The following is a 26893-nucleotide window of genomic DNA, read 5'->3' on the forward strand; positions in this document are numbered from 1 at the left end:
AGTAATGCACCCGCCCAACGCCTTCCTGGAAAAACTCGCCAGCAGTTCCTCGCGCCTGAATAAAGGCCTGCTGGTGCTCGGCGCCCTGGTGCCGCTGTTGCTGGGCATCAGCTACCTGGGTGTGCTGCGCATGCTTGATGAACAGCGCGATACCTTGGACTTCCACTTCGCCCGCTTGATGGAAAATATCCACGAGCACGAGGTTTTTCTGCGCAATGCGGCACTGGAAAGCGTCAAAGGTGAGATCAAGCCCTCGACTTCCCTGCCGCCCCCTATGCAAAGACCACTGCCCGAAGAGGGGCCGAACGTGTATGAAGGTCGCGCCCTGCCATTCTCCTTACCGTATAGCTTGAAGATCAATCCGGACAAGATCACCGCCGATCAATCCCCCAACATCTTTGCTCTGGGCACCTATCTGGCCGCCTATTACAGTGCGTTCTGGGCAACTTCGCACTATCAGTCGCCCCAAGTGATGCTGCTCAATGGCCCTGGCAATTTTGACGTGACGGTGCCCTCAGCCGGCCGACTGCGCGGGGCAGGACCGACACGGGTGAACGCGTTGGTCGAGGTGATGACCCAACTGAATCAGCGCCTGGAAACAAAAAAAACCTCGCAGAGGGACAATCAGGTGCATTGGGCGCCCTACCCGGCGGCCCCCGGTGACGTTGCACCGAGACTGCTGGCTTACGTGGAGATCAATCTGCCTGGCGAGTTTTCAACCATCGCGGGGGCCAGTACTCGGGTGGTGCTGGGCTCGCTGTTGAACCTGGCGCAGATCAATAACATCGAGCGGTTGCTGCAATGGTCGATCTACGATGACTTCACCCTGGTCACTCCCGCAGGCCAAGTGTTAACAGGCACTCTGAAAGACGGACAAATGCTGGCCAAGGGCTTGAACTTCAGCCCCGACGGGCTGGTGTTCAAGCTCACCAGTCCTGGCGAACAACACTGGACGGCTATCTACGTCATTAGCCTGCACCGCTTTCTCAAGTACGCGCTGTGGCCGTTGCTGTGCCTGGTTGCGCTGGTGCTGGCAGTGCTCGGCTGCAGTCGGGCAGCCAATCGCTGGTACACCGCACGGGTGATCCTGCCCGCGCAACGCGCCCATGCCAGCACCGCTGAAAGCGAGGCGTTCAGCCGCACGGTGATCGACACGGCACCCGCCGGCCTGTGTGTGATCCGCCGCAGTGATCACCAAGTGCTTCTGCAAAATCAGCGCGCTCAAGCCTGGCATGACAGCCAACGATTGATAAGCCTGCTCAAGTTGCACAGCGAGGCCGGGCAGACCGATCTTGAAATCAACGGGCGTCACCTGCACGTCGATTTCGTGCCTACGCGCTACCAGGGTCAGGATGCCTGGCTATGCGCGCTGCATGACGTAACCCGGCACATCGAAGATGCCGCCGCCCTGGAATCTGCCCGCGAAGCCGCCGACTCGGCCAACCAGGCCAAGAGCCGCTTCCTCGCGACCATGAGCCATGAGATCCGCACACCGCTGTATGGCGTGCTGGGCACCCTGGAACTGCTCGGCCTGACCGCCCTCGCCCCACGCCAGCAGGATTACCTGCACACTATCCAGCGCTCGTCCGCCACCTTGTTCCAGTTGATCAGCGACGTGCTGGACGTGTCGAAGATCGAAGCCGGGCAAATGATCCTGGAACACCAGGACTTCTGCCCGCTGGAGCTGACCGAAGACAGCGTGCGTACCTACAGCGCCTTCGCCCAGGCCAGGGGCTTGCAACTGTACGCCTGCATCGACGCAACCTTGCCGGACAGGCTGCGCGGCGACCCGCTGCGCATTCGCCAGATCCTCAATAACCTGTTGAGCAATGCAATCAAGTTCACCGATAACGGTCGAGTGGTGCTACGGGTGCGGGTGTTGGAAAACGCGCAGGTGCAGTGGCAAGTCAGCGACACCGGCGTGGGAATTTCCCAGGCCCAGCAACAGCGCTTGTTCGACCCTTTCTACCAGGTCAACGATGCCACCAGCCAAGCAGGTGCGGGATTGGGCCTGGCCATCTGCAAATGGTTGTGCGAGCTGATGCAAGGCCAGTTGAGGGTGGTCAGCGAGCCCGGATTGGGCAGCAGCTTTACCCTGCACCTGGCCCTGAAAACTGTGCTCGGCAGCCTGGCCGATTGCCCCACCTTCGCACCCGGCACCCCGGCGGTGTATGTACGTGCGCCGGTAGCTGAACTGGCGCAACACCTGATCGACTGGCTGGCGCGGTTTGGCCTGGACAGCCGCGCTGTCACCGCTGACGTGCCGCCGCCCTCGGCGCTGCTGGTTGACCTTGCGCCACTCGCCAATCCCCCCGCCTGGCTCGGGCCTCACGTCATCGCGACACCCGGCGGGCCCAACCCGCCACAATTGTCAGGTTCGGCCTGGGCCGTCGATGCCCACGATGTGCGCGCGATTGCCAACGCAATTGTCCTGGCACACCACGATGCCGACGCGCACAGCCCACCCACGCGCCCGGCAAAACCCCGTCAGTTGAACCTGCGCGTATTGGTGGCCGAAGACAATGTGATCAACTCGGCGGTGATCAAGGAACAACTCGAAGCGCTGGGTTGCTCGGTGGTGGTGGCGGCGAATGGCGAACAAGCCCTGGCGCAGTGGCTGCCCGGGCGTTACGACTTGGTGTTGACCGATGTGAATATGCCACTCATGAACGGCTACCAGTTGGCCGAAGCGCTGCGCCAGCAGGATAAAACGCTGCCGATCATCGGCATCACCGCCAACGCCCTTCGCGAGGAAGGCGAACGCTGCGCCGCTGTCGGCATGCAGGCGTGGCTGGTCAAGCCGCTGAACCTGGCGACCTTGCGCGCCGAACTGGAGAAACATTGCCAGATCGTCCTGCCGCCAGTGGTCGAACACCCCACGCTGTCACCAAAAATGCGCGCGCTGTTTGTCACCACCCTGCGCCAGGATGTGCAGACCACCTTGGCGGCCTTAGGAAGCGGTGATGCCAATGCCGTGGCGCAGCAACTGCACAGCATGGCCGGGGCCGTGGGCTCGGTACAGCTTCAGGCGATGGCCAGCGCGTTTGTCGAACTGGAATGTCGCCTGACCGGAATGGCCATCACGCCCGCCCTCGCGCTGGACGTGCAACAGAACCTCGCACGATTGAACGCTTTGCTCGATACCCTTGAATAATTTCACTTTGGAATATCAACCCATGGATACCCTCAACGTTGTCATTGCCGATGATCACCCCATCGTACTGGTCGGGGTGCGCGAACTGATCGAGCGTGACCCACGCTTTCGCGTGGTGGGCGAGGCCGTGTGTTCCAATGAACTGGTCAACTTGCTGGCGTCCGGTCCGGTGGACCTGGTGGTCACCGACTTCAACATGCCCGGCGATTCGCCCTATGGTGATGGCCTCAAGTTGGTGGAGTACCTGACTCGACACTTTCCCAGCATACGGGTGGTGGTGCTGACGATGATTTCCAACCCATTGATCCTGACGCGCCTGCAAGAGCTCGGGGTGTTGGCCGTGATTCAGAAGAACCAGCTGCATGACGAAATCCAGGCCGCGCTCCAAGCTATTGCCCGTGGCAACCCGGTTCGCCATAACTGGCCACAGCCGATCTCAGTCGTGGATGACGGTGCGGGTCTGGATGAACGCTTCACGCGGTTGTCTCCCAAGGAGCATGAAATTTTGCGGTTGTTTGTTTCGGGACAAAGTGTCAACGAGATTGCGCGCGGGTTGAACAGAAGTGCAAAGACTATCAGTACCCAAAAGGTGTCGGCGATGCGAAAGCTTGAAGTAAGCAGTGATCAAGACCTGTTGACTTATTGCATAGAGCGCAACTTGTTCAACTAAAAACACTTCGGGCACAATTGTACTTTCTATTTTCTAAGGATCGTCTGATTCTCCACTAAGTGCTGACGCTTTATTGTGTTGCTTCAACCCCAATTATGGATAAGCAACATGAAAACGTTCTCTCGAGCACTTCTGGCCCTGTCGATTTTCGCCGCAGCAGGCAATGTCCTGGCAGCCGACCCTGTTCCGACCAAGGCCGGCAGCGGCACCATCAACTTCACCGGCACCATCAACAACGATGCCTGCTCCGTTGAAGGCGCCGGCACCAACAAGACCATTTCGGTGAACATGGGTGAAGTGTCGATCAAGGACATGGGCACCTCCACCGCGCCAAAAGGTAGCGGCACGCTGAGCGCCGAGAACTTCGAGATGAAGGTCAACTGCAACGCCGGTACCAAGGTGGCCATGCTCTTCCAACCGACTTCTGGCAAAGGCAGCGGCCTTGTGACTGGCACTGGCGTGTTGAAAGTCATCGATGGCCTGGGCGCCGCCAAGAATATCGGTATTGCCTTGCTGGACAGCAATGGCGCCTTGATCGACCTGAGTTCACCCGCCACCGCGAAAATCGAAAGCAACCTGCAGGACAGCAACGCCTCGCTGAAATTCTCGGCCGCCTATGTCACCACCGGTACCGATCCGAAACTGGCTGTAGCCGGTCGTGGCGACGCGACCCTGCCGTTCACCCTGCAATACGAATAACCCGCACGAGCATTACGGGTCCGTGCAGGGCCAATCGGTCCTGCACCTTCATTCATTTGCGCGGTAGTCATCATGTTTTATCGTCAGTCATTGTCCTTCTGCATGGGCCTGCTGGGCCTGCTGGTGGCCAGCCAGGCCACGGCCGGTATCTCGTTGAGCAGCACGCGCCTGGTGTTCGACGGCAAGCATAAGGAAGCCGGCATCACCGTGCGTAACAGCGGTGAAGACGTGCTGATCCAGTCCTGGATCGACGCCGACAGCAGCGAGGCCACCTCGGTACCCTTTGCCGTCACCCCGCCCTTGGTGCGGGTGAGCAACGACGAACAGCAACTGTTGCGGGTGATCTATGAGGGCACGGGCATGCCCACCGACCGCGAGTCGGTGATGTGGCTCAACGTGCAGGAGATTCCCAAGGCTTCGAAGACCCAGAACACCTTGCAGCTCGCGGTACGCCAGCGCATCAAGGTGTTCTTCCGCCCTGCCGGGCTCAAGGCCGAGGCTTACCTGGCACCCGCCACATTGAAATGGCGTCTGGTTGAGCGTGGCGGCAAAAGCCTGCTGGTGGTGAACAACCCTGGTTTGTATCACGTGTCCATTGCCCAAATCACCCTGACCTCGGGTGCACTGCGCGAGCAACCATTTGATTCATTGATGATTGCGCCCGGCGAGCAAAAAGAGTTCGCCCTGAAACACTTCACGCCGGGGCAGACCCCCAACTTGTTATTTCGCAGCATTAACGATTACGGCGCGCAAGACCGTTATAGCGCGCAACTTTCCAACTCGGCCGATGTGCAGGCCAGCGCAATTAAAGACACCCCTTAATACGCCCGCTTGTTCGGCGGTCGCACTTTCACTGTATTTATCTTCGCTCCGTTAGTTCGTATCGGAGGTGATATAGGGTTCCTGCATGTTTGTATTCAAGTACCAAGGATTGGCACCGCTGTCGGTGGCCCTGATCTTCAGCAACGCCTGCCTGGCCGACGGCGAAGAACAATTCAATACCTCGTTTCTGCAGGGCGCAGCCTCTGCCGTCGACGTACAAGCACTGCTCGCCAGCAGCACTGTGCTGCCCGGCAACTACCGGGTCGACCTGTACGGCAACGACACCCTGGTGGGCCGTCGCGATATCGACTTTCGCCACAACCCGGCCACGGGCAAAGCCGAGGCCTGCCTGACCCTTGAGATGGTGCAGCAATTGGGAGTCGATATCGCCAGGCTGCAAGCGGCCGGCAAACTGGCCGGCGATGACCCCAACGCCTGCATCGACCTGCCCGCCCTGATCGACCAGGCCAGCGTGCGCTATGACGTACCGCGCCTGCGCTTGCTGGTCAGCGTGCCCCAAAGCGCGATGGAACGTGGCCGGCGCGGCTATGTAGACCCGGCCTTATGGGACGATGGTGTGCCCGCCGCGTTCATCAACTACCAACTGAGCAGCAGCCGCAACAGCAACCAAGGTGAAACCACGCTCTCCAACAACATTGGCCTGCGCAATGGCATCAACCTGGGCGGCTGGCGGCTGCGTAACGAATCGAACTTCAACAGCAGCACCGGTCGCCCCAGTACGTTCAAAAGCAACCGCAGCTACCTGCAGCATGACCTCACGGCGTTGAAGGGCCAGTTCAGCGCCGGGGATATTTTCTCCGACGCCGACCTGTTCGACAGCGTGCGCTATCGCGGCTTGAAACTGGCCTCGGACGACGGCATGCGTGCCGACAGCGAGCGCGGCTATGCGCCGATCATTCGGGGAGTTGCCCAGTCCAGCGCGACCGTGGAAATTCGCCAGAACAACTACGTCCTGTACACGGCTAACGTACCGCCGGGCCCGTTCGAGATCAGCGACATTTACCCCAGCGGCTCCAACGGCGACCTGGAAGTGACGATCATCGAAGCCGATGGCCGACGCCGGGTCACGGTGCAGGCGTTTTCCAGCTTGCCGATCATGGTGCGCCAGGGCCAACTCAAATACAGCGTGTCGGCCGGGCAGTACAACAGCAACAATGATGACCAGAAGTCGCCGCAGTTTGTCAGCAGCACCCTGGCCTACGGCATCAGCAGCAACCTGTCCGGGATCATCGGTGCCCAGGCCACGGAGAATTTCCAGGCGATGTCCATCGGTGCCGGCCGCAATACCTCCATCGGTGCGGTGTCCCTGGACGTGACCCATTCGGTCAGTCGCACCTTTGGCCAGGCGGTCACGGGCAACAGCGTGCGGGCCTTGTATGCCAAGACGTTTACCGGCACCGACACCAGCTTCACCCTCGCCGCTTATCGCTATTCCACCGAGGGTTACCGCACCCTCAGCGATCACGTCGAGGAACTGAGCCATGAAGGCCAGAAGCGCACCGGCAACTCGAAAACCCGTACCGATCTCACCATCAACCAGAGCCTTGGCCGCAACCAGCAATATGGCACCATTTACGTGAATGCCAGTGACCAGCGCTACTGGGGCCGTGGGGGTTCGCAAAGCCTGTCGGCGGGCTACAGCAACTATTGGGGCGAGGTGAGTTACAACCTGGGCGCAACCTACACCAAGGATGTCGGCAACTACGGGCCGGCGAACAACGACACGCTGGTCAACCTGTCGCTGTCCTTCCCCCTGGGCTCAAAACCCCGTGCACCGCGGGCGTTTGTCTCCGCCAGCACGCAGAAGGCCAGTAACACCACCCAAGTGGGCATCAACGGCTACCTGTCCGAAGACAGCGACACTTATTACTCGGTGCAAGGCGGCAACAGCAGCACCGGCGGCAGTACCGGCTCGGCCAACCTCAGCACCCGCACCTCGATGATGGATATCAGTGCCGGTTACAACCAGGGGCGCGGGTATAACTCGCAGAACCTTAACCTGGCCGGTTCCGTGGTGGGGCATGCGGGCGGGATCAATCTGGGGCAAACCGTGGGTGAGACCTTTGCGCTGGCGCAGGTTGAAGGGGTCAAGGGAGCGAAGATCGGCAGCTTTTCCGGTGCAAAGACAGGCAGCAACGGCTTTGCTGTGGTGCCCAACGCACAACCCTATCGCGTCAACTGGATCAGCCTGGACACCCGTGACCTGGGCACTGATATCGAGATCGACAATGCCACTCAGCAAGTGGTGCCGCGACGTGGTGCGGTAGTACTGGCGCGCTATGCCAGTAAGACTGGCCGACGTGTGCAGTTTGCCTTGTTCGATGCCCAGCACCAGCCGATTCCGTTTGGCGCGGCGCTGGAAGACAGCGCGGGCAAGCAGATCGCAATTGCCGATCCTGGCGGCAAGGCCCTGGCGTTGGTTGAGGCCGACACGGGCACCCTGGTGATCAGTTGGCAGGGGCAACGGTGCGAGGCGCCTTATGCGTTGCCACAACGTGATAAGGCGCTGAACTATGAGCGGGTTGAGCTGACTTGCCGTCCTTAGTTCGCCGGCCTTGTAGGAGCGAGCTTGCTCGCGAAAAACGCACGGGCGCCGCGTGCATTCAGGATGCACGCGTTATCGTTGACGTTCTTCGCGAGCAAGCTCGCTCCTACATTTTTTGACCGGGCAAGGCTTAGAAGTCGCGTTTGTAGAAGATATCCAATGAACTGGCCACACCCGTCGCCACCTCCAGGTACACCTTCTTGCTCAGCAAATAACGCAACGCAATAGTGTTAGCCGGCTCGAACACCCCTACCCCATAACGCAGGCTGAGCTTCTCGTTAATCTTGCCGCTGGCCACCACCGCCGTACTGTTGCCAGTGCCTTGGGTATCCAGATCAAAGTCCTGAATCCCCAGCTTATTGGCGATATCCGTGGTCACCCCGGCGCTGCCCATCAAGCCCAGGCCCAGGGCGGCTTCGGCGAGCATGTTGTTGTCTTCGCCGGTGTTGGTGCGCGAACGGCCCAGCACCAAGTACGACAGCGCATCTTCCTGGGCCATGGTCGGCTCGGAGAAGATCTGCGTGGTGGGCTGTTCGGCGCTGCCGCTCAGGCGTATACCGGCGGTCACGGTGCGGGACGGTTCGACCACCACGCGCACGGCTTCGATGTCCAGGAAGGGCTGGTCCAGCGGCCCGGCAAACAGCAGCCGTGCGCGACGCACGTTGAGGCGCTGGCCGTAGGCGCGGTAGCGGCCGTCGTTGAGCCACAGCTCGCCGCGGGTGTCCATGTTGTCGCCGATGTGCACATGGCCCTGGACCTTGGCGGTGAGGCCGAAGCCGGCGAAGTTGAGCTGGTCTTCGCCTACTTCCACGTCGATATCCATCGCCATGGCCATCGGCGGTTTGCCCTCTTCGGTCTGGCTGCCGATGATCACGGTGTCGTCGGAGACCTTGACCGTCGAAGGCGGCAGTTCGCGCACGGTGATGTCGCCACGGGGAATGTGGACTTTGCCGGCAATCGCCAGTTTGTCGTCCTTGAGGCTGATTTTCAGGTCGGGGGCCACTTCCAGCTTGGCGTAGGGTTCCACGGTGACCGGCAGTTGCGAGCCTTTGAGGCTGAGGTCGACCACTAGGGCGCGGCCCCAGTCGATCTGGCCCGTAAGGCTGCCCTGCCCGGCCTTGCCGCTGTGCCAGGCGCCGTTGAGCTGCACGCTTTCGCCGGCGATCTGCGCCTGCAGGTTCAGGCCCTCGAGGCTGATGGGCAGTTCGGGCCCGGAGACTTCGCCGCCCACCAGGTTCAGGTTGCCGTTGACCAAAGGCGCAAGCAAGCCGCCGGAGATGCGGCCGCTGCCGTTGAGCTTGCCGGTGAGTTTTTCCACCATGGGCACAAAGGGCCGCGCGACGGAAAGGTCCAGGCCGGCGAGGCTGAAGGTGCCAGTGATCGGTTTGTTGTTCGGCAGCGGGTTGATCTGCGCCTGCAACAACAACTCGCCGAGCTTGCCGCCGCGGAAACTCAGCTGGGTGTCGATGCGCTTGGGGTTGAGGGTGGTTTCCAGCTTCAGGGTGTCGTAGGGGAAATCCAACCACTGGCCCTTGTCACGCACGCGCAAGGTGCCGCCACTGGCGTCCACCGCGACCACACCCTTTGGGCCGCTCTGGGGCAGGTCGAGTTGCACATCGGCGTTGAGCTTGCCCTGCCAGGCGAAGTCTTTGGGCAAAAACGCCGCGAGGCTGTCGAGGGGGAATTGCTTGAGGTGGTAACGCAGCTTCGGCTCGGGCATCAGGCGCTGGTCTTCGCCACACAGGCTGGCGCCGCCGGAGACCCAGCAGTGCGCGCCGAAGGTCAGCTTGCCATCGGCCAGGCGTTCGATCTTCGCCGGGGCTTGCAGCCGCCAGTCCTGGCCACCGGCTTGCACGTCGCCGCTGGCCAGGCGCCCGCGCCAGTTGTCTTTGTCGAGGTTGCCGTCCAGGGCCAGGGCCAGTTTGACCAGCGGGCCGGTCAGGGTCAGTTGGACCTTCTGGTTCTTGATATCGCCCTGGGCGCTGGCGGTGAGGTTGCCGACTTGCGTCTCGCCGCTTTGAATGCCGTTGGCCTTGAGGTCGAGCTTGGCGCGTTGGGCGCTATCGAGGTTGGCGTCCAGGTTGAGGCTTTGCAGGCGGTTGTCGGCAAAGGCCAGTTGCTGGCCCTTGAGGTCGAGCTTGCCTTGAGGGGCTTTCAAGGTGCCGGCCACCTCGACACGCCCGTTGACTTGCCCGCGCAGTTGCGGCCAGAGCTGGGCCAAGCGTGCCAGCTTGATGTCTATCTGCCCGGCCAGGCGCTGTTGCAGGCTGCCGCTGCCGTTGATGCGGTTATCGCCCAGGCGGATGTCCAGGTTGGCGAGGGTCCATTGTTCGCCGGCGCCTTCGGCCTTGGCCGCGAGCACGGCGGTTTGGCCACGCAGGCGGCCCTTGAGGTCCAGGTCGGCGTTGAGCTTGAGCTGTTCATTTTTGAACTCGCCTTTGCTGCGCAGCGGTCCGGCCAGGGTGCCGGGCAACTCGGCGACCCAGTAGGCCGGGTTCAGCGCCGACAGATCCAGCGCGGTGTCCCAGGCAATGCCGTCGGCAAATTGCAGGTTCAGGTGGCCTTCGGCCTTGCCCTGGCCGGCGCTCAGCTTCAGCTCAGGCAGGAAGACTTGCTTAAGGTCGCCACTGAACGGCGTGACCACATTGAACTTGCCTGCCGGGCCGTCGAGGTCGGCCTTGAGATTGCCCAGGTAGTTGCCGTCCTGATAGGAGACTTCACCGTTGAAGGTGTGCAAGGCCACTTGTGGTTCGTCGATGACCGGATAGAGGCGATGCCAGGGGAAGTCCAGCCAGTCGATCTTGGCGTCAGCACTGAAGCCTTGCTGCCAGTCCAGGTTGGCACTGAGCTTGAGGCTTTGCTTGTCGCCAGCCGTCAGGTCCAGGCCGGCAATCTGTGCGCCCTTGGCGTCAACCTTGCCCTTGAGCAGTAAATCCACCGGGCCTTTTTCGGCCGGGAGCACGGCCTTGCCCAGCAACTGGTAGCCACTGTTGAGGTCGCCTTTGGCACTCAGGTCCAGTTGGTTGAGTTGCAAGGTATCGGGCAGGTCCGCGCTGGGTTTGAAAGATTCGGAGGTGATGTGCAACTGCGCCGGCAGGTGTTCCACCAGGGGTTGCAGCTCGCCAGTGAGCTTGGCCGGCAGGTAGCCACTGCTGTCGGCGTCGAGCTTGAGGGTTTTGAGCAGGTCGCCGTCGAGCTTGAGCGCGACCGTCCAGGGGGCGCCGCCTGGGGCGTAGGGCAAGCTCAGGTTGCCGGTGGCATTCAGCGGCCAATCGCCGGTAGGTTGCAGCAGGCCTGCGAGGTCCAGCACCAGATCGTCGCGCTGCAGGTGCACCGAGTCGATCTGCAAGCCGGCGGCGGTCCAGTGCGCGGCCAATTGCAGGCCCTTGAGTTCTTCACTGCCATTGAACAGCAGGCTGCCAATGCGCACATCGCCCAACTGCAGGGCAACCGGCAGCTTCAGGTCGGGCAGTTGAATCGGCCCGCTGTCGCTCTCTTCATCACTGGGGGCGAACTCCAGGCTGACCTGTTCCACATCCAGTCGGTTGATGCACAGGGTCATGCGCAGCAGGCAGCCGGGCGACCAGTCAAATATCGGCGCATTCAGCTCGACCCGGCTGCCGTCCTGCTGCCACAGCAAATGATCGGCGCTCCATTGCCCGCCCAGACGCCCCTGGAAATTTTCCACGCTCAACCCTGGCACCTGGCCCAGGGCCCAGCGACTGCCCGCCTGGGTGCCGAGCACCGACCACAGCGCCACTAACAGCAAGGCGAGGATGGCGACCAGCGCCAGCCCCGCTATTTTCAAACCACGCATCACAGCTCAGGCCCCATGGAAAAGTGCAAGCGAACGCCGCCCGGATCTTCGAGGGCATGGGCCAGGTCGAGGCGAATCGGCCCCACCGGCGACACCCAGCGCACGCCGACGCCAACACCGGTTTTCAGGCTGGGCAAGTCCAGGTTGTTAAAGGAGTTGCCCTGATCGACAAAGGTCGCGATACGCCATTTATCGGTGATGGAATATTGATACTCGGCGCTCAAGGCCACCATGTAGCGGCCACCGATGCGGTCGCCGCGATCGTTCTCGGGCGACAGCGTCTGGTACTCGTAGCCGCGCACGCTCTGGTCGCCACCGGCAAAGAAACGCAAGGAAGGCGGCACGGATTTGTAGCCGTTGGTGGCACTGCCACCAAACTGCGCACGGCCCAGGAAGCGGTGGTTGTCCCACAAGGTGGTCAAGCCCTTGACCGTCGCTGTGCCGTAAAGCAGGTTGGTGTCGGACCCCGCGCCCTCCTTGGCGACCTTGGTGTCGAACATCAGCCGGTAACCATGGTGCGGGTCGATGCGGTTGTCACTGCGCAGGTAGGAATAACTCACGCCTGGCATCAGCAGGTTACTCAGGCCCGAGTCATTGCCTAGGCGATATTCTTCGCGCTGGTACTTGAGGGAGATCACCCGCGTCCAGCCACTGGGCAGCTTGCTGTGCCATTCGGGGCCGATGGTGAGCAGCTTGCTCAGGGTGTCGGTGTTGGCGATCTCTTCATTCTGGTAGCCACCGGCAAAGCGCAGTTTGTCGGTGAGCGGCGGGTCGAGCGGGATGTCGTACCACAGCCCGACGTTCTGCCGCGGCGCCGACAGTTCGGCTTCCCAGCCATAACTGTGGCCCTGGGGGTTAACCCAATGGCGCGTCCAGTTGGCTTTGCCCCGTGGGCCGACGTCGGTGGAGTAACCCAGGCCCAGGCCCATGGTGCGCGGCTTGCGGGTGTCCAGTTGCACCGCCACCGGGATCACGTCATCGGTGGCGGCGGTGGGGCTGGCATCCACGCGCACGCCTTCAAAGAAACCGCTGGCTTGCAGGTTCTGATTGAGTTCGGCGACCAGTTCAGAGTCATAGGGCGTGCCGGGTTTGAACGGCACCATGCGCTGCAACAGCTCTTCATCAAAGGGCGTGTCGCCGGTGAAGCTGACCTTGCCCATGCTGTAGCGCGGGCCGCTGTCATAAATAAGTTCGATGTCGGCCACGCCCGCTTGAGGGTCCACGGCAAGTTTCTGGCTGGTGAAGCGCCCACTGAAAAAGCCGTAGCGCGAGGCCTGGTTCTGGATCAGGCGCTTGGCGTCTTCGTAATGGCCGTGGTTGAGCACGGCGCCGGGCTTGAGGTCGTCGCTGGCGGGCACGCGAAAGGCCTTGAGGCTCGCAGCCGGGCCATCGACTCGCAGGGTCACGTTGCGCAAATGCACCGGTTCGCCGGGGTCGATGGTGAGGGTCAGGCGCGGGTTCTTGCCGCCCTTCACATCGCTGGCGATCTGTGGCTGATAGTAGCCCAGGGCCTGCGCGGCTTTACGCGCCTGCTCCTCGGCGCCACGGCTGAACCGCAGCAAGGCTTCTTCATCACGATCGCCCACCCCGCCGATATAGCCTTCGATGTTGGCTTTCAGCGCGTCGTTTGAGGGTTTGATCCGCACGTCCAGTTCGCTTTGCGCCAAGGCGCCGCAGCTTGTGAACAGCAGAATCAAGCCGCTGGTAAATCTTCCTGGAAACTTCATAGGCGCGGATGCTACACGAGCGAGGGAGGAACTTTGAACCCGGATTAGTCTGAATAATTCTGTTCTAAGCCGTTGCAGGATGTAACGCCTGGGGATTGGGATGGAAAAACACATGCTCGCGCACCGGCCCTACGGCGACTTCGCCGATTTCCTCATAGCCCTGGCGCTTGTAGAAATCCAGATAGCGGGAATTGCCAGTGTCGAGCACCACGCCGGATGAATGCGGGTCGTCGGCACACCAATTGTGTACCGCTTCCAGCAACTGCTCACCATGGTGCTTGCCCTGAAACTGCGGGTGAATGCCCAGCAGCGGCAACACATGCACAGATTCGGTGGGCAGGCACGCCATGACGGCATGATGGTATTCCAAGTAACGCCGCGTACCGCGCACGCCGGTGCTCAGCCACATACGGATTTGCCAGGCCCAGCTTTCGGTGATGCCCAGGCGCCGCTGGGGGGGTGCGATCAAGGCGATGCCGATCAGCCGGTCATTGACGAACAGGCCGATGGCCGGGAGTTTCTGAAAGAAGTGCTGCTTGACCAGTTCGCGCACAGTGGCACGTACTCGCTGCTCATAGCCCGACCGCTCGGCTTCGAAGATGTAGGCGAAGGTTGGCTCATGGCGATACGCCTGGTACAGCAGGGATCGCGCTTCACGGGAGTAGCCGCTATTGAGCAGGCGGATTTCGGCAGTCGACGTCTCAGGCATACAGTCAATCTCCCTGGGCGCCACTGAAAAAGATGGCGTTCTTATGGGTACGAACCTACACAGCACCAGTCGTTCCCACATTAGCAGCGCATTCACCCTACCGCCACGCTGGCCCCCGTCCGACTTGTCGGCTAGCATCGCCCTTTTGCCAGACTGGACTGCCGACCATGAAAATCGTCTCCTTCAATATCAACGGGCTGCGTGCTCGCCCTCATCAGTTGGCGGCGCTGATTGAAAAGCATCAACCGGACGTGATCGGCCTGCAGGAAACCAAGGTCCACGATGATCAGTTCCCATTGGCCGAAGTGCAGGCCCTGGGTTACCACGTGTACTACCACGGGCAGAAAGGCCACTACGGCGTGGCCCTGCTCTCGCGCAAAGAAGCGTTGAGCGTGCACAAAGGCTTTGCCAGCGATGAAGAAGACGCCCAGCGCCGGTTTATCTGGGGCACCTTCGCCGATGAAAACGGCCAGCCGGTGACCATCATGAACGGCTACTTCCCCCAGGGCGAAAGCCGCGACCACCCGACCAAGTTCCCGGCCAAGCAGCGCTTCTACGCAGACTTGCAGCACCTGCTGGAAACCCAGTTCAGCAACGACCAGGCGCTGGTGGTGATGGGCGACGTGAACATTTCCCCACAAGACTGCGACATCGGCATCGGCGCCGACAACGCCAAGCGCTGGCTGAAAACCGGCAAGTGCAGCTTCCTGCCGGAAGAACGCGAGTGGATGGAGCGCCTGAAGAGCTGGGGCCTGGTGGACAGCTTCCGCCACCTCAACCCGGACGTGACCGACCGCTTCAGCTGGTTCGATTACCGCAGCCGTGGCTTTGAGGACGAGCCCAAGCGCGGGCTGCGCATCGACGTGATCATGGCCTCCACTGGTTTGGTGCCACGGGTCAAGGATGCGGGGGTGGATTACGATTTGCGCGGGTTGGAGAAACCGTCGGACCATGCGCCGATCTGGCTGGAGCTGAGCTGACACTACGCTCCAATGTGGGAGCTGGCTTGCCTGCGATTGCCATAGGTATCTACACAGCTCTGTAGCGCTCAACGGTAACCACGATGCGAAGCGAGCCGCTCTTGATCTTGATCTGCTTTTGATCTTGATCTCAGGCGCCCCGTTAAACCACGCTGGCCGAACGCAGGCTTGAATTCGTGGGTAACCCGGCAGGACGCCGGGTTAGCCGCCCCGCGCCATGGATGGCGCGTGGCGGCGGCCCACGGATTCAAGCCTGTGTTCGGGCACACCGAGCCCAAGCGAGGTGCCGAGTGGTGGGGCAAGAGCGTTTTGCTTACTTTTGCGCTGTTCAAAAGTGAGCCGCCGTCAGGGCGGAACCCTAAGCAGCCGTTACCGCAGCAATGGATATGTACACCATCCAACTGTGTTACCTGCCAGGCCGCCTTCGCGAGCAAGCCCGCTCCCACAATTGGATCGCGGGGGTGTCAGGTAGATAGGTGTCGGCTGCCAGGCCGCTATCGCAGGCAAGCCAGCTCCCACAGCTTGAACCGTGTTGTGTCGGTCATATGGCTGCAATCCAACTGACTTAATCTTGCGGCACTCCCTTTGGCTTGAGAAGGTGCCGGCATGATGCTGCGCGTTCTGTTCCTGTGTTTTGCAATCGCCCTCCCCGCCGTGGCGGCCCCTCTGCCCATTCCCGACCAAGGCCCGGCCCTGCGCATCCAGGGCTCCAACACCATCGGCGCAGCACTCGGCCCGGCGCTGGTCAAGGGTTTGATGGAGCATCAGGGCTTGCAGGACGTACACGCTGAAGCGGGTGCGGGGGCTAATGAACAGCGCGTGGTCGGCAAGACACGCCAAGGCCAGACGGTCACCATCGAGGTCGCGGCCCACGGTTCCAGCACCGGCTTTACGGCGCTGAAAAACAACCGCGCCGACCTCGCCGCAGCGTCCCGCCCGATCAAAGACAACGAGCTGGTGGACCTCGCCCCCTTAGGTGACTTGAAAAGCCCAGGCGCCGAGCATGTGATCGCCATCGATGGCCTGGCAATTATCGTCAACCCGCGTAACCCGCTCAGTACCCTGAACACCGAACAATTGGCGCAGATCTTCAACGGCGAAGTCAGCACCTGGGAGGCCCTGGGCGGTACAGGCGGGGCCATTCATTTATATGCCCGGGATGATCAATCCGGCACCTTCGACACCTTCCGGGAACTGGTGCTGAGCCGCCGCGGCCAACCCCTCGCGCCGTCGGCCAAGCGCTTTGAATCCAGCGAACAGCTGTCCGATGCGGTGAGCAAGGACCCGCAAGGCATTGGTTTTATCGGCCTGCCCTCTGTGCGCCAGGCCAAGGCGATGGCGATTGCCGATGGCGACTCGCAACCCATGTTGCCGCTGACCAGCCTGATCGCCACCGAAGATTACCCGCTGTCACGCCGGCTGTTCTTCTACTTGCCGCCCTCTTCCCCCAACCCGTGGGCCAAGGCGTTGGTGGACTTTACCCAAGGCAGCCAGGGCCAGGCGATGGTGGCCGCCAATGGCTTTATCGCCCAGCAGGTGCAAGCGATTGGCGTGGCGCCGCGCCCGTCGATGCCCGACGACTACCAGGCCATCGCCCGTGACGCTCAGCGACTGACAGTGAATTTTCGCTTCGACGAGGGCAGCGCCAGCCTCGACAACAAGGCGCGCCAGGATGTGCAGCGGGTGGTGGCCTATATCAGAAGCCACGGCAAGCTGGATAAACAGGTGACGCTGGTGGGGTTTGGCGACACCAAGAATGACCCACAACGTGCAGCCTTGTTGTCGAAATTGCGGGCGATGGCAGTGCGCCGGGAGCTGGTCAAGAGCGGTGTGGTGCTCAAGGATATTCGCGGGTTTGGCGCGCAGATGCCGGTGGCGGCCAATACGGCGGATGAGGGGCGGATCAAGAATCGGCGGGTGGAGGTTTGGGTGTACTGAAGATCGTTCCCACGCTCCGCGTGGGAATGCCGCTCTGGACGCTCCGCGTCCGTTCTTGAAAGGGTGACGCAGAGCGTCACGGGAGGCGTTCCCACGCAGAGCGTGGGAACGATCATCAGTGTTACTGCCCACCGCGCATCAATTCCCGCGGCACATATTTGCCAATCTCAAACTTGCCAATCGCCGCGCGGTGCACTTCGTCCGGGCCGTCGGCCAGGCGCAAGGTACGTTGCATGGCGTACATATAGGCCAGCGGGAAGTCGTTGGAGACCCCGGCACCGCCGTGCATCTGGATCGCGCGGTCGATGACCTTCAAGGCCACATTCGGCGCCACCACCTTGATCTGGGCGATTTCGCTTTTCGCCACTTTGTTGCCCACGGTGTCCATCATGTACGCCGCCTTCAAGGTCAACAGGCGAGCCATGTCAATTTCCATGCGTGAGTCGGCGATCTTGTCGATATTGCCGCCCAACCGTGCCAAGGGCTTGCCGAACGCGGTACGGCTGACCGAGCGTTTGCACATCAATTCCAGTGCGCGCTCGGCCATGCCGATCGAACGCATGCAGTGGTGGATACGGCCTGGGCCAAGGCGGCCCTGGGCGATCTCGAAGCCACGGCCTTCGCCCAACAACACGTTTTCATACGGCACACGCACATTATCGAACAGCACTTCGGCATGGCCGTGAGGCGCATCGTCGTAGCCGAATACCGGCAGCGGCCGCAGGATTTTCACGCCTGGGGTATCGACCGGCACCAGGATCATTGAGTGCTGCTGATGGCGCGGAGCATCGGGGTTGCTCAGGCCCATGAAGATCAGGATCTTGCAGCGCGGGTCGCAAGCACCGGACGTCCACCATTTCTTGCCGTTGATCACCCACTCGTCGCCCTGGCGTTCGGCGCGGGCCGCCATGTTGGTGGCGTCCGAGGACGCCACATCCGGTTCGGTCATGGCAAAGGCCGAGCGGATCTCGCCGCGCAGTAGGGGTTCGAGCCAGCGCTGCTTCTGCTCTTCGTTGGCGTAGCGCACCAGCACTTCCATATTGCCGGTGTCCGGGGCGGAGCAGTTGAACGGCTCCGGGCCCAGCAACGAGCGGCCCATGATTTCCGCTAAGGGTGCGTATTCAAGGTTGCTCAGGCCGGCGCCCAGTTCGGATTCCGGCAGGAACAGGTTCCACAAGCCCTCGGCCTTCGCCTTGGCTTTAAGTTCTTCCATGATTGCCGTGGGCTGCCAGCGATCACCTTCGCTGACCTGGCGTTCGAACACCGGTTCGGCCGGATAGACATAAGCGTCCATGAACGCAGTGACGCGTTCACGCAGTTCCTGAACCTTGGGCGAATAGGCGAAATCCATGAGCAGCTCCCTTCTCTGAGAGGTTGTTTAGGTCATGCATTCGATGCTAGAACAGCGCTGATAATTTACCTAGCCTATTCTCGGCGTGTATTAACATTCATCACCGATATATGATCGGCGCATGGGCACCCCACAATAAGAGCGCAACGAAATGAATCTGAGCAAGGTCGATCTCAACCTCTTCATCGTCTTTGATGCGATCTACACCGAAGCCAACCTGACCCGCGCCGGGCAGATCGTCGGTATCACCCAGCCGGCGGTGTCCAACGCCCTGGCACGGTTGCGCGAAACCTTCAACGACCCGCTGTTCGTGCGCACCGCCCAAGGCATGGTGCCCACGCCCATGGCACAGAACATCATCGGCCCGGTGCGCAATGCGTTGTCGTTGCTGCGCGTGTCGGTGCAGGAAAGCCGCATCTTCAACCCACAGCAGGCGGCCAAGACCTACCGCATCAGCATGACCGACCTGACCGAAGCCGTGATCCTGCCGCTGCTGTTCCAGCGCCTGCGTCGGCTGGCGCCGACGGTGGTGATCGAGAGCTTCCTGTCCAAACGCCGCGAAACCACCAAGGAACTCGCGGCCGGGCGCCTGGATTTTGCCGTGGATGCGCCGCTCAACACCGACCCGCAGGTGCGCCACGTCAAGCTGATGGAAGACCGCTACGTGTGTGCCATGCGCAAGGGCCACCCGATGGCGGGCAAGGACAAATTCACGCTGGATGATTACCTGTCACTGACCCACATTCATATCTCCAGCCGTCGCAACGGTTTGGGTTATGTGGACCTGGCCCTGGGCAAGATGGGCATCCAGCGCAAGATCGCCCTGCGTTCCCAGCATTACCTGATGGCCTCCCAGGTGCTGCAACAGACTGACATGGTGATGACCGTGCCCGAGCGTTTCGCCCGCCGCCATGAACTGCACTGGTTCCATCTGCCGGTCAACAATGTACCGCCGGTGGAAACCCATTTGTACTGGCACGAAAGCACCGACCAGGACCCGGCGAACCGCTGGATGCGTGAACAGATGATCGAGTTGTGCCAGCAGGTGACGGCCCAGGAAAAGAAGTTGGATAAACAACAGGCTTGAAGTTGAAGGGCTACCCCTGTGAGCGCATAGGTATCTACACAACTTCGGTGTGACGCCGAACCTGTGGCGAGGGAGCTTGCTCCCGTGACGGCCTGATAGCCGACGCTGATCTAACTGACGCACCGTGATCCAAATGTGGGAGCTGGCTTGCCTGCGATGACGGCCTGCCAGCCGACGCCTATCTACCTGACGCGCCGCAGTCCAAATGTGGGAGCTGGCTTGCCTGCGAAGACGGCCTGACAGTCAACACCGTTGGACCGTGTACATATCCATTGCTGCGGTAACGGCCACCTAGGGTTCCGCCCTGACGGCGGCTCACTTTTGAACAGCGCAAAAGTAAGCAAAACGCTCTTGCCCCACCACTCGGCACCTCGCCTAGGCTCGGTGTGCCCGTAATCCGCCAGTGATTTGGGGGGCCGCCGCCACGCGCCATCCATGGCGCGGGGCGGCTAAACCGGCATCCCTGCCGGTTTACCCCCCAAATCCCTGTCGAATTACGGCCAGCGTGGTTTTACGGGGCGCCTGAGATCAAAAGCAGATCAAGATCAAGAGCGGCTCGCTTCGCATCGTGGTTACCGTGTGCTGCTACAGCCCAAAAGTTGTGTAGATACCTATGTCTGTGGGAGAAGGCTTGCTGCCGATGGCTGCGCAGCGGCCCTTGACGTTTACGTCAACCTACAATTAGCTTAGCGCCAAGACTTTCTTGAGCATTGCCATGAGCACCACCTACAGCATCTCCGACCTCGCCCGCGAGCTCGACATCACTACCCGCGCCATTCGGTTCTATGAAGAACAAGGCCTGCTGGCCCCGGAGCGTCGGGGCCAGGAGCGCATTTACTCGGGGCGCGACAAGGTCAGCCTCAAGCTGATCCTGCGTGGCAAGCGCATCGGCTTCTCCCTGGCCGAATGCCGCGAGTTGATCGAACTCTACGACCCCACCGGTGGTAACCAGATCCAACTCAACAGCATGCTGGCCAAGATCGCCGAACGCCGTGAACAGTTGGAACAGCAACTGCTGGATATCGAACAGATGAAGCTGGAACTGGACACCGCTGAAGAGCGTTGCACCCAGGCCCTGGCGCAGACCATCAGCCAAGCCGGCCATTGATCAGAAGGTAACTGCCATGTCTCTCCCCTCCCACGTACGCCTGGTTGAAGTCGGCCCGCGCGACGGTTTGCAGAACGAAGCCCAGCCCATCAGCGTGGCGGATAAGGTCCAACTGGTAGACGCCTTGAGCGCCGCCGGTTTGAGCTACATCGAAGTCGGCAGTTTTGTCTCACCCAAGTGGGTGCCGCAAATGGCCGGCTCCGCCGAGGTCTTTGCACAGATCCAGCGCAAGCCCGGTGTGACCTATGGCGCACTGGCGCCGAACCTGCGCGGCTTCGAGGATGCGCTGGCGGCCGGGGTCAAGGAAGTTGCGGTGTTTGCGGCGGCCTCCGAGGCGTTTTCCCAGCGCAATATCAATTGCTCCATCAGCGAAAGCCTGGAGCGCTTCGCACCGATCATGGCCTCGGCCAAGCAGCACGGCGTGAGCGTACGCGGTTACGTGTCCTGTGTGCTGGGTTGCCCCTATGAAGGCGAGATCGCCCCGGAGCAAGTAGCGGCGGTCGCCCGCGAGTTGTATGCCATGGGCTGCTATGAAGTGTCCCTGGGCGACACCATCGGTACCGGCACGGCGGGCGCTACCCGGCGCCTGTTCGAAGTGGTCGGCGCGCATGTGCCACGGGACAAGCTGGCCGGGCATTTCCACGACACCTACGGCCAGGCCATCGCCAACATCTATGCCAGCCTGCTGGAGGGCATCACGGTGTTCGACAGCTCTATCGCCGGCCTGGGCGGCTGCCCTTACGCCAAAGGCGCCAGCGGTAACGTCGCCACCGAGGACGTGCTTTACCTGCTCAACGGCCTGGGTATCAACACGGGTATCGACCTGGAACGCTTGATTGGCGCCGGCCAGCAGATCAGCCAGGTGCTGGGACGGCCAACCGGGTCCCGCGTGGCTAAGGTGCGTAACGCCGGGTGAGTAGCACAGCTGTGACAATGTGTTACCGCCCCCCGGCATAACGGGTAACGCGGGAACAAAATCGGCCGCACCGACTGAACGAAAATGCCGACCAAAAAACCAAACCATTGATTTAAAAGGCTTTTAAAAAGTTGGCACGCCTTCTGCTATCTCTATGGCATAACAAAAATAAAAAGCGCCAAACCTAATAAAAATAAGACGAAACGACTCTGACATAACAAAAACAACACGGCAGAGACGCAGCTAACAGATTTTTTTGGAGAAGATATGCTTCCCAGGGTACGGCATGCCGCAACCCGCAACCGGATAGAGAAAAATAAAACTACTTAAGGTAGCTACCCACTGGTTGGATCGTTTACGAAGAAGCAGGTCAGCGTTCAAAAAAATACGTTTGCTCTTGACCCCGGATGGGGGTCGCCAAAAAAAGCGGTACGGGCCACGGCTACCAAAAACAACAACAGGCCGCCCCTCAATAATAAGAAAAGAGCACGCAACGACAAATTAAAGGGGACCTTCGGGTCCCCTTTGTGCTGCTCGCACTTTTTGACTTACGCGGATGCCACCTTCTTCGCTGAGAAATTGTTAAGCACTGTGACCGTCAGGGCCAGCATCGCCGCTGTCTCTTTGGCTTGTCGCTGCGCCCCCAGTTGTCTCATTTGCTGATTATAAAAAGCATCGGTCATGGAACCGTCGGTCAGAATCTCATCCCGGTTCTTACCCAGCAGCTTAGCAACGCTGTCAATCGCTTCGTCGTAGTCCCGCTGCCACACCCGCTTTGCATCTTGATCTACAGGGCGACCCTGGCTTTTTTGCAGTTCAGTCACCTCTTCCAACGCTTCTCGCGTTTCAGTTATCAACTCAAAATCGGTGGCCGTCAGGGCGTTGAGTTCCTGGGTGTATTGGGTGCGAAGCTGCTTCCTCCAAAATGCCATGTCTACAAAAAAACGACTCTTTTCGCTCATGTTTTTTTCGTCCTCAAGCACTTTCAGATAAGCAGCATCAAGCGTCTCTGAGCTCACACCCGCGGTTTGGCGATAGAGCATTTCGAAGGTTTTGATCGGCAAATTCAGCCGCTGTGCCAAGCCGGTGCGATACGCAAGAACAACTTCGGTCTCCTCCGTAAAGTCGGGCCCTCGCGCCTCGACATCAAGCTGAGCGATGACATCCACCAACCTCAGGCGAAAAAGCCGCTCGCCAGTGCTGATAAAGGTCGCTTCTACCTCATGCTCCCCAACCCTCTCACGCGATTGTTCCACTAACAGATCAGTTTCCAGCTTCATGAACTCAAGTACGCTTCCGTCACCACAGGTAGCGCGGCCATCAGCGGACTTAAACAATACGTCACGAGTCTTTTGATTCTCATAGACCGCTTTAATCATGTCCCAGACGCGCTCGGCCAACTGCGGTCGAGTGGCCCCGGATATGTACTCTGCACAACGTGTCGTGTCCGCCACCACGGCGAAAAACGCCTCTGCCTGAGGACTGGAGCTGAGCTGGTCCCACATATCGCCGCGACTGGTTTGCATGTCTGCGGGAGAATCGTGCAGCCATAACCTGCGCCCCTCGACGAGGGTGACGTGGTCATCGGTAAAGCGCTCTTGCGATATAGGATTATCATGCACACTGATCCGACCTGGATGATCGAGGGCGTACTGAGGCAATTCAGTCATCGCGTTTGTATGCAGATCGATCCAGGCCAAGTTATTCAGATGTTCGACGCCTCTGGGGAACGTTGTCGTTCCGGTATTCGCCAGATTGAGCCGGTTCAAATCATGCATGTTGCTCAGGTCGGCGGCCCATCCCAAATGACGGTTGTGGGAGAGATTCAGTGTGGTCAAACTCCGCATGCCCTGGAGGCGTGCCTGGCTTTGCGCCGTCAGCCGTATGTCATTGCCGCTCAAATTGAGCGTGGTCAGACCCGCGCCACCATTGGCGAACTCCGGCAAACGCGTGAAGTGGCTGTAGCTGATATCCAACCAGCGCAAACCGCCAAACCCATTCAAAAAGGGCAAGGATGCATCCGAAAGATACATTCTCGATAAATCAAGACAGTCCACATGATCCATGTTCGCCGTAATCGGGGGTAACTCACCGACTTGCTCATCGGCCAAGCACAAGATGTATTTCATTCCCTCCTGCTCGGGAGTCTGGACTTGTTGCGATGACCTACGCTGCCATGCGTCTTTGAGTGTATTGGCGACCCGGCCTCGGGCCCTGCGTTGTTGCTGCTCTCCTGCGTCGCGCCAAGCGTCCAGGTCGGTCTTGAGTTGCGTAAACTCGCGATTGAGTGCTTCCATTTTTGCCAGGAACGCAATATCGCCGACGCCTTGCAACCCCAACATTTGCTCCACCTCCTCAATGGACTGCGACGGATAAAGATCTATCGCAGCCCTTTCACACGCATAAGGCCGACGCCCCGCGCCAACTACCGGACTCAACGGGTAACCCATGCGCCCATCGGCAAGACGCATTGGCGGTTTGTAGCGTGGTTTGACAGGCTGCATCCCTAACAGCCTGCGCAGTTCATCGCGCGGCATCAGCGACATGTGCTCCAGCGCCTGTTTCAGGCTCGCGCCACGATCATGAGCGGTCAATTTCATCGCCCTCCAATCTTCGGGCGAAACCGCTGACTGGACAGCGCCATAGATATCCGCCTGCGAACTCAATATCGCAAACTTATCGTCTTGGACTTCATAAAGATTTTGGGAGCCAAACTTGATAAAGCGACGCTTGACGGCCGCATGCGCAGGTCCCAATGAATCCAGCAGACGCTCCCCTACGGGCAGCCGCTCGACGATATCGATGCGCAGGTCGCTGGGCCAACCAGGCAGCTTACTCAGGCTGTGCAGCACCATGCGTTGTGTATCGTCATTACCCAGGGTCTTGCGGTACAGCCCTTCGTAAGCCCGCGCCAAACGCACGTGCTGTTGATAATGGCGAGCCTCTTCCGCCAGGCGCAACGGCACGCGATTGTGTTCGGTGAGACTCTTCATTTCTGCGGAGTTGGCAGCGTTCAACAGTTCTTCAATAACGGCCTGGGGAAGCGAGGGAAACACACGCTTGATCAACCTTGCGGCCTCGCTGCCGGCGCTCTGGGCAGCGGCATAGCGTTGAGCGAAAAGCTCAGACAGATGCGCCGCCCTCTGTGAGGCGCTGACCGTGTTGGGTTCCTGCGCCACTGCACTGTCCATTTCCAATCGCTTCAAGGTATCGGCCAGGAGGGCAGGCAGTGGTGACTGATCTGCATGCATTTTGCGCAGAGCGTCCATATTGGTTTCAGACATTTGCACAATGCGTTCAAGCTTGAGTGGTTCATTTGCAAAACGCTCTGCTGTCGGGCCAAGCCGCTGCATCAACTGCGAGTCGGTCAATGTCAGCGGGTTTTCATGCTCATGGGCCCAAGCGCCAGCGCTCGTACGGCTTACCTTTGGGGTGTAAGCTGCCGCGTTGTCAGGGTGCAGGATTTTATAGTCATTGCTGGTCCCTACCCTCTCCACCCGGTAATACGTATGGTTTTCCCGCAGGTATAAGCCGGCTTCATGTTCATATAAGTCATGCTCATTGGCCGAGAACCCATCGGGCAGTGTGACCTGTCGCTGGTAGGGTTTGAGGTCAGGAGAATACAGACGGATATTGCCGTCAGGGCAACGCACGTGGGCCAGGCTCTCGACAAATGCTGTCTTGACAAGCGGTAACAACTTGGCGCCCACATACGTGGTTGCCGCATTGAAGACGATGGCTGAAACGTGGGCCCATGCGGCTTTTTTATCCCCCTCTTCCCACGCCTCTATACCTGAGCCGACCTCATGCAGCATTTGCACCGCGCCAACCAGCAACATGACGGGCGCCAGTTCAGGAAAGACCAGGACTGCCACGTTCAAGACATTCAAAGCTGTGCTGCCTAACTTAAGCAGCCACGCGTTACGCGCACGTACCTCTGCCGCATCGGTGGAAACGGCGATCGCCTGGGCGTTATCGAGCATGAGATCGACGTTTTGCCGAGCATAGTCTTGCCACAACAACGAAAGACGCAGCCCGTAGCCAGTGGTGAATGTTTTTATGTCTTTTTTTTTGGCATCAAAATTTTCAAGTTCAGAAAATTGTTCAGTCGGGTCAAGGTGCCGCTTGAGTTTGGTAAAAAATTGTGACTGGCTCGCGTGCGGAACGAACTGACTGAAAAAGAGCCGGTAATCCGCTTGGCATAATCGCTCCACCAAATCGACTTTGAAGTCATTTAAGCCGTCGTACTCCTTTAGCATGCAAACAGGATCTCCCGGAATGAATACTAAACAGGGCTCGCGCTTGTACACAAACTGACCGTGCACGGGGTAAATATTCAAATGACCGATAACAATAATTTTCGCCAACGGCTGCCCCAACACGTTCAAACATGAACAACTGACTGTTTTTCCCAGCCACAGCAATTCCTTCTGATGCCACACCAACTGTTGTATCAGTTGGTAGGCCTCTTTCTTGATGTGCCGGCGCTCAAGCGCCACTTCAGCGGCGAACGTCAACTGCTGGATGGTCGCGCCAATCATCAGGTGACGAAGGGCTCTTGCCGAGGTACCCGCAGCTAAGTTGGGTGTATCGGCGGGGCTGACAAACGACTCAACATGCCTCAAGTATTGCGCGCCTAAATCCAATGTTCTGCACAGACTTGCAAACAAGGAGGGTTTTATCGACGTTTTACGAGCGACGACCTCGGCCTCATTAAATGCAAGAGTCCGCTCGTGAAAATCATACCGTGTGATGATACTGGCATCCTTGTCAGCCACTTCAAGCGTCTCTTCGGTCGCGAAGTTATTTAACGCGGCCTCGATTAAACTGACGCCTTCATAGCGGCAATATCCAGTGGCCTCCAGACCAAAAACTTTTGAGCGATCGGCAGGCACAAATACCTTGCGCGCAAAAAACAGCCGCCTGACATCATAATCCTCACCAAACTCCTCTTTCATTGCCGCCACTAGAAGAGGCTCGCAGAACGTCACAGCACCTTGCATTTTACTGAACTTCGCATCCAGCTTGTTCAGTGCTCTAAAACTACGCGTATAGGCCGTCGTCACGACCAACTTTCTCTGCGGCGATAAATTTGTATACCACTGCGGCACGACTAACTGTGTTTCAGCGAACGCCTTTTTGTGCTTGGCAGTAGCGCCGTCATACCACGATGGCACCCGATCCAGTATGACATTCGCGTGCACACTCTGCGCCGCCCCCGACTGACTGCTATCGCGTTGATCAAGATCGCTCATTTACCGAATTCCATTTGACAGAACAAACAATCAATATCCGATCATTGCTCCATCAAACAGCGGTATCCACATACCCCACACCGCGATTAAACCC

The 26893-nt window shown here is 59.7% G+C and carries 15 protein-coding genes; 10 read left to right on the forward strand and 5 right to left on the reverse strand.

Going from position 1 to position 26893, the window contains the following annotated elements:
- Positions 1-4 precede the first annotated feature (4 nt).
- From ACWHXD_RS18135 to ACWHXD_RS18155, 5 genes are all read left to right on the forward strand, one after another.
- Positions 5-3154, forward strand: a complete 3150-nt coding sequence (locus ACWHXD_RS18135; protein ID WP_138761681.1) for a hybrid sensor histidine kinase/response regulator — start codon at positions 5-7, stop codon at positions 3152-3154.
- 22 nt (positions 3155-3176) lie between these two features.
- Entirely contained in the window at positions 3177-3824 is a 648-nt protein-coding gene (locus tag ACWHXD_RS18140; protein WP_032896601.1) for a response regulator, read from the forward strand.
- A 108-nt stretch (positions 3825-3932) separates the two neighbouring features.
- Complete coding sequence (locus ACWHXD_RS18145) at positions 3933-4523, forward strand: fimbrial protein (RefSeq protein ID WP_032896599.1); 591 nt, start codon at positions 3933-3935, stop codon at positions 4521-4523.
- A gap of 72 nt (positions 4524-4595) precedes the next feature.
- Positions 4596-5345, forward strand: a complete 750-nt coding sequence (locus tag ACWHXD_RS18150; protein ID WP_138761682.1) for a fimbrial biogenesis chaperone — start codon at positions 4596-4598, stop codon at positions 5343-5345.
- Between the two features lie 85 nt (positions 5346-5430).
- Positions 5431-7911, forward strand: a complete 2481-nt coding sequence (locus tag ACWHXD_RS18155) for a fimbria/pilus outer membrane usher protein (RefSeq protein ID WP_138761683.1) — start codon at positions 5431-5433, stop codon at positions 7909-7911.
- A 130-nt stretch (positions 7912-8041) separates the two neighbouring features.
- Here the strand turns inward: ACWHXD_RS18155 and ACWHXD_RS18160 are convergent, their stop codons facing one another.
- The 3 genes from ACWHXD_RS18160 to ACWHXD_RS18170 form a co-directional block, all read right to left on the reverse strand.
- Positions 8042-11728 carry a translocation/assembly module TamB domain-containing protein gene (locus tag ACWHXD_RS18160; RefSeq protein WP_499084382.1) on the reverse strand — a complete coding sequence of 1229 codons (3687 nt, stop codon included), beginning with the start codon at positions 11726-11728 and terminating at the stop codon, positions 8042-8044.
- Positions 11728-13455, reverse strand: a complete 1728-nt coding sequence (locus ACWHXD_RS18165) for an autotransporter assembly complex protein TamA (protein WP_138761685.1) — start codon at positions 13453-13455, stop codon at positions 11728-11730. Before ACWHXD_RS18165 ends, ACWHXD_RS18160 begins: the two co-directional genes overlap by 1 nt.
- Before the next feature lie 64 nt (positions 13456-13519).
- On the reverse strand, positions 13520-14164 hold the full coding sequence (locus ACWHXD_RS18170; protein WP_032896591.1) for a GNAT family N-acetyltransferase: 645 nt from the start codon (positions 14162-14164) through the stop codon (positions 13520-13522).
- A gap of 167 nt (positions 14165-14331) precedes the next feature.
- Here ACWHXD_RS18170 and xthA point away from each other — a divergent pair, with 167 nt between their 5' ends.
- Together xthA and ACWHXD_RS18180 are read left to right on the forward strand one after the other, a co-directional pair.
- A complete protein-coding gene (gene xthA, locus ACWHXD_RS18175) occupies positions 14332-15144 on the forward strand; it encodes an exodeoxyribonuclease III (protein ID WP_032896590.1) in 813 nt (270 codons plus the stop codon).
- A gap of 606 nt (positions 15145-15750) precedes the next feature.
- Entirely contained in the window at positions 15751-17082 is a 1332-nt protein-coding gene (locus ACWHXD_RS18180; RefSeq protein ID WP_138761686.1) for a substrate-binding domain-containing protein, read from the forward strand.
- A 121-nt stretch (positions 17083-17203) separates the two neighbouring features.
- Here ACWHXD_RS18180 and ACWHXD_RS18185 read toward each other — a convergent pair whose 3' ends face one another.
- Complete coding sequence (locus ACWHXD_RS18185) at positions 17204-18433, reverse strand: acyl-CoA dehydrogenase (RefSeq protein WP_032896588.1); 1230 nt, start codon at positions 18431-18433, stop codon at positions 17204-17206.
- A gap of 151 nt (positions 18434-18584) precedes the next feature.
- Here ACWHXD_RS18185 and ACWHXD_RS18190 point away from each other — a divergent pair, with 151 nt between their 5' ends.
- The 3 genes from ACWHXD_RS18190 to ACWHXD_RS18200 all read left to right on the forward strand — a co-directional run bounded on the left by ACWHXD_RS18190 (position 18585) and on the right by ACWHXD_RS18200 (position 21544).
- Positions 18585-19520: a LysR family transcriptional regulator gene (locus ACWHXD_RS18190; RefSeq protein WP_032896586.1), complete on the forward strand. Its 936-nt coding sequence runs from the start codon at positions 18585-18587 to the stop codon at positions 19518-19520.
- A 715-nt stretch (positions 19521-20235) separates the two neighbouring features.
- Positions 20236-20628: a MerR family transcriptional regulator gene (locus ACWHXD_RS18195; protein WP_032896584.1), complete on the forward strand. Its 393-nt coding sequence runs from the start codon at positions 20236-20238 to the stop codon at positions 20626-20628.
- A 16-nt stretch (positions 20629-20644) separates the two neighbouring features.
- Entirely contained in the window at positions 20645-21544 is a 900-nt protein-coding gene (locus tag ACWHXD_RS18200) for a hydroxymethylglutaryl-CoA lyase (protein WP_138761688.1), read from the forward strand.
- A 548-nt stretch (positions 21545-22092) separates the two neighbouring features.
- On the opposite strand, the gene ACWHXD_RS18205 is transcribed toward ACWHXD_RS18200, so the two are convergent.
- The gene (locus ACWHXD_RS18205) at positions 22093-26799 is read right to left on the reverse strand and encodes an NEL-type E3 ubiquitin ligase domain-containing protein (protein ID WP_499084386.1); all 4707 of its coding nucleotides are present in this window, start codon (positions 26797-26799) and stop codon (positions 22093-22095) included.
- Positions 26800-26893 lie beyond the last annotated feature (94 nt).

The sequence above is a fragment of the Pseudomonas fjordensis genome (genome assembly GCF_976987115.1).

Coding starts and splice junctions, on each gene's coding strand:
- ACWHXD_RS18155 (WP_138761683.1), top strand. CDS start 5,431: ATGTTTGTATTCAAGTACCAAGGATTGGCACCGCTGTCGGTGGCCCTG.
- ACWHXD_RS18135 (WP_138761681.1), top strand. CDS start 5: ATGCACCCGCCCAACGCCTTCCTGGAAAAACTCGCCAGCAGTTCCTCG.
- ACWHXD_RS18185 (WP_032896588.1), bottom strand. CDS start 18,433: ATGGATTTCGCCTATTCGCCCAAGGTTCAGGAACTGCGTGAACGCGTC.
- ACWHXD_RS18205 (WP_499084386.1), bottom strand. CDS start 26,799: ATGAGCGATCTTGATCAACGCGATAGCAGTCAGTCGGGGGCGGCGCAG.
- ACWHXD_RS18140 (WP_032896601.1), top strand. CDS start 3,177: ATGGATACCCTCAACGTTGTCATTGCCGATGATCACCCCATCGTACTG.
- ACWHXD_RS18190 (WP_032896586.1), top strand. CDS start 18,585: ATGAATCTGAGCAAGGTCGATCTCAACCTCTTCATCGTCTTTGATGCG.
- ACWHXD_RS18195 (WP_032896584.1), top strand. CDS start 20,236: ATGAGCACCACCTACAGCATCTCCGACCTCGCCCGCGAGCTCGACATC.
- ACWHXD_RS18165 (WP_138761685.1), bottom strand. CDS start 13,455: ATGAAGTTTCCAGGAAGATTTACCAGCGGCTTGATTCTGCTGTTCACA.
- ACWHXD_RS18150 (WP_138761682.1), top strand. CDS start 4,596: ATGTTTTATCGTCAGTCATTGTCCTTCTGCATGGGCCTGCTGGGCCTG.
- ACWHXD_RS18170 (WP_032896591.1), bottom strand. CDS start 14,164: ATGCCTGAGACGTCGACTGCCGAAATCCGCCTGCTCAATAGCGGCTAC.
- xthA (WP_032896590.1), top strand. CDS start 14,332: ATGAAAATCGTCTCCTTCAATATCAACGGGCTGCGTGCTCGCCCTCAT.
- ACWHXD_RS18145 (WP_032896599.1), top strand. CDS start 3,933: ATGAAAACGTTCTCTCGAGCACTTCTGGCCCTGTCGATTTTCGCCGCA.
- ACWHXD_RS18160 (WP_499084382.1), bottom strand. CDS start 11,728: ATGCGTGGTTTGAAAATAGCGGGGCTGGCGCTGGTCGCCATCCTCGCC.
- ACWHXD_RS18180 (WP_138761686.1), top strand. CDS start 15,751: ATGATGCTGCGCGTTCTGTTCCTGTGTTTTGCAATCGCCCTCCCCGCC.
- ACWHXD_RS18200 (WP_138761688.1), top strand. CDS start 20,645: ATGTCTCTCCCCTCCCACGTACGCCTGGTTGAAGTCGGCCCGCGCGAC.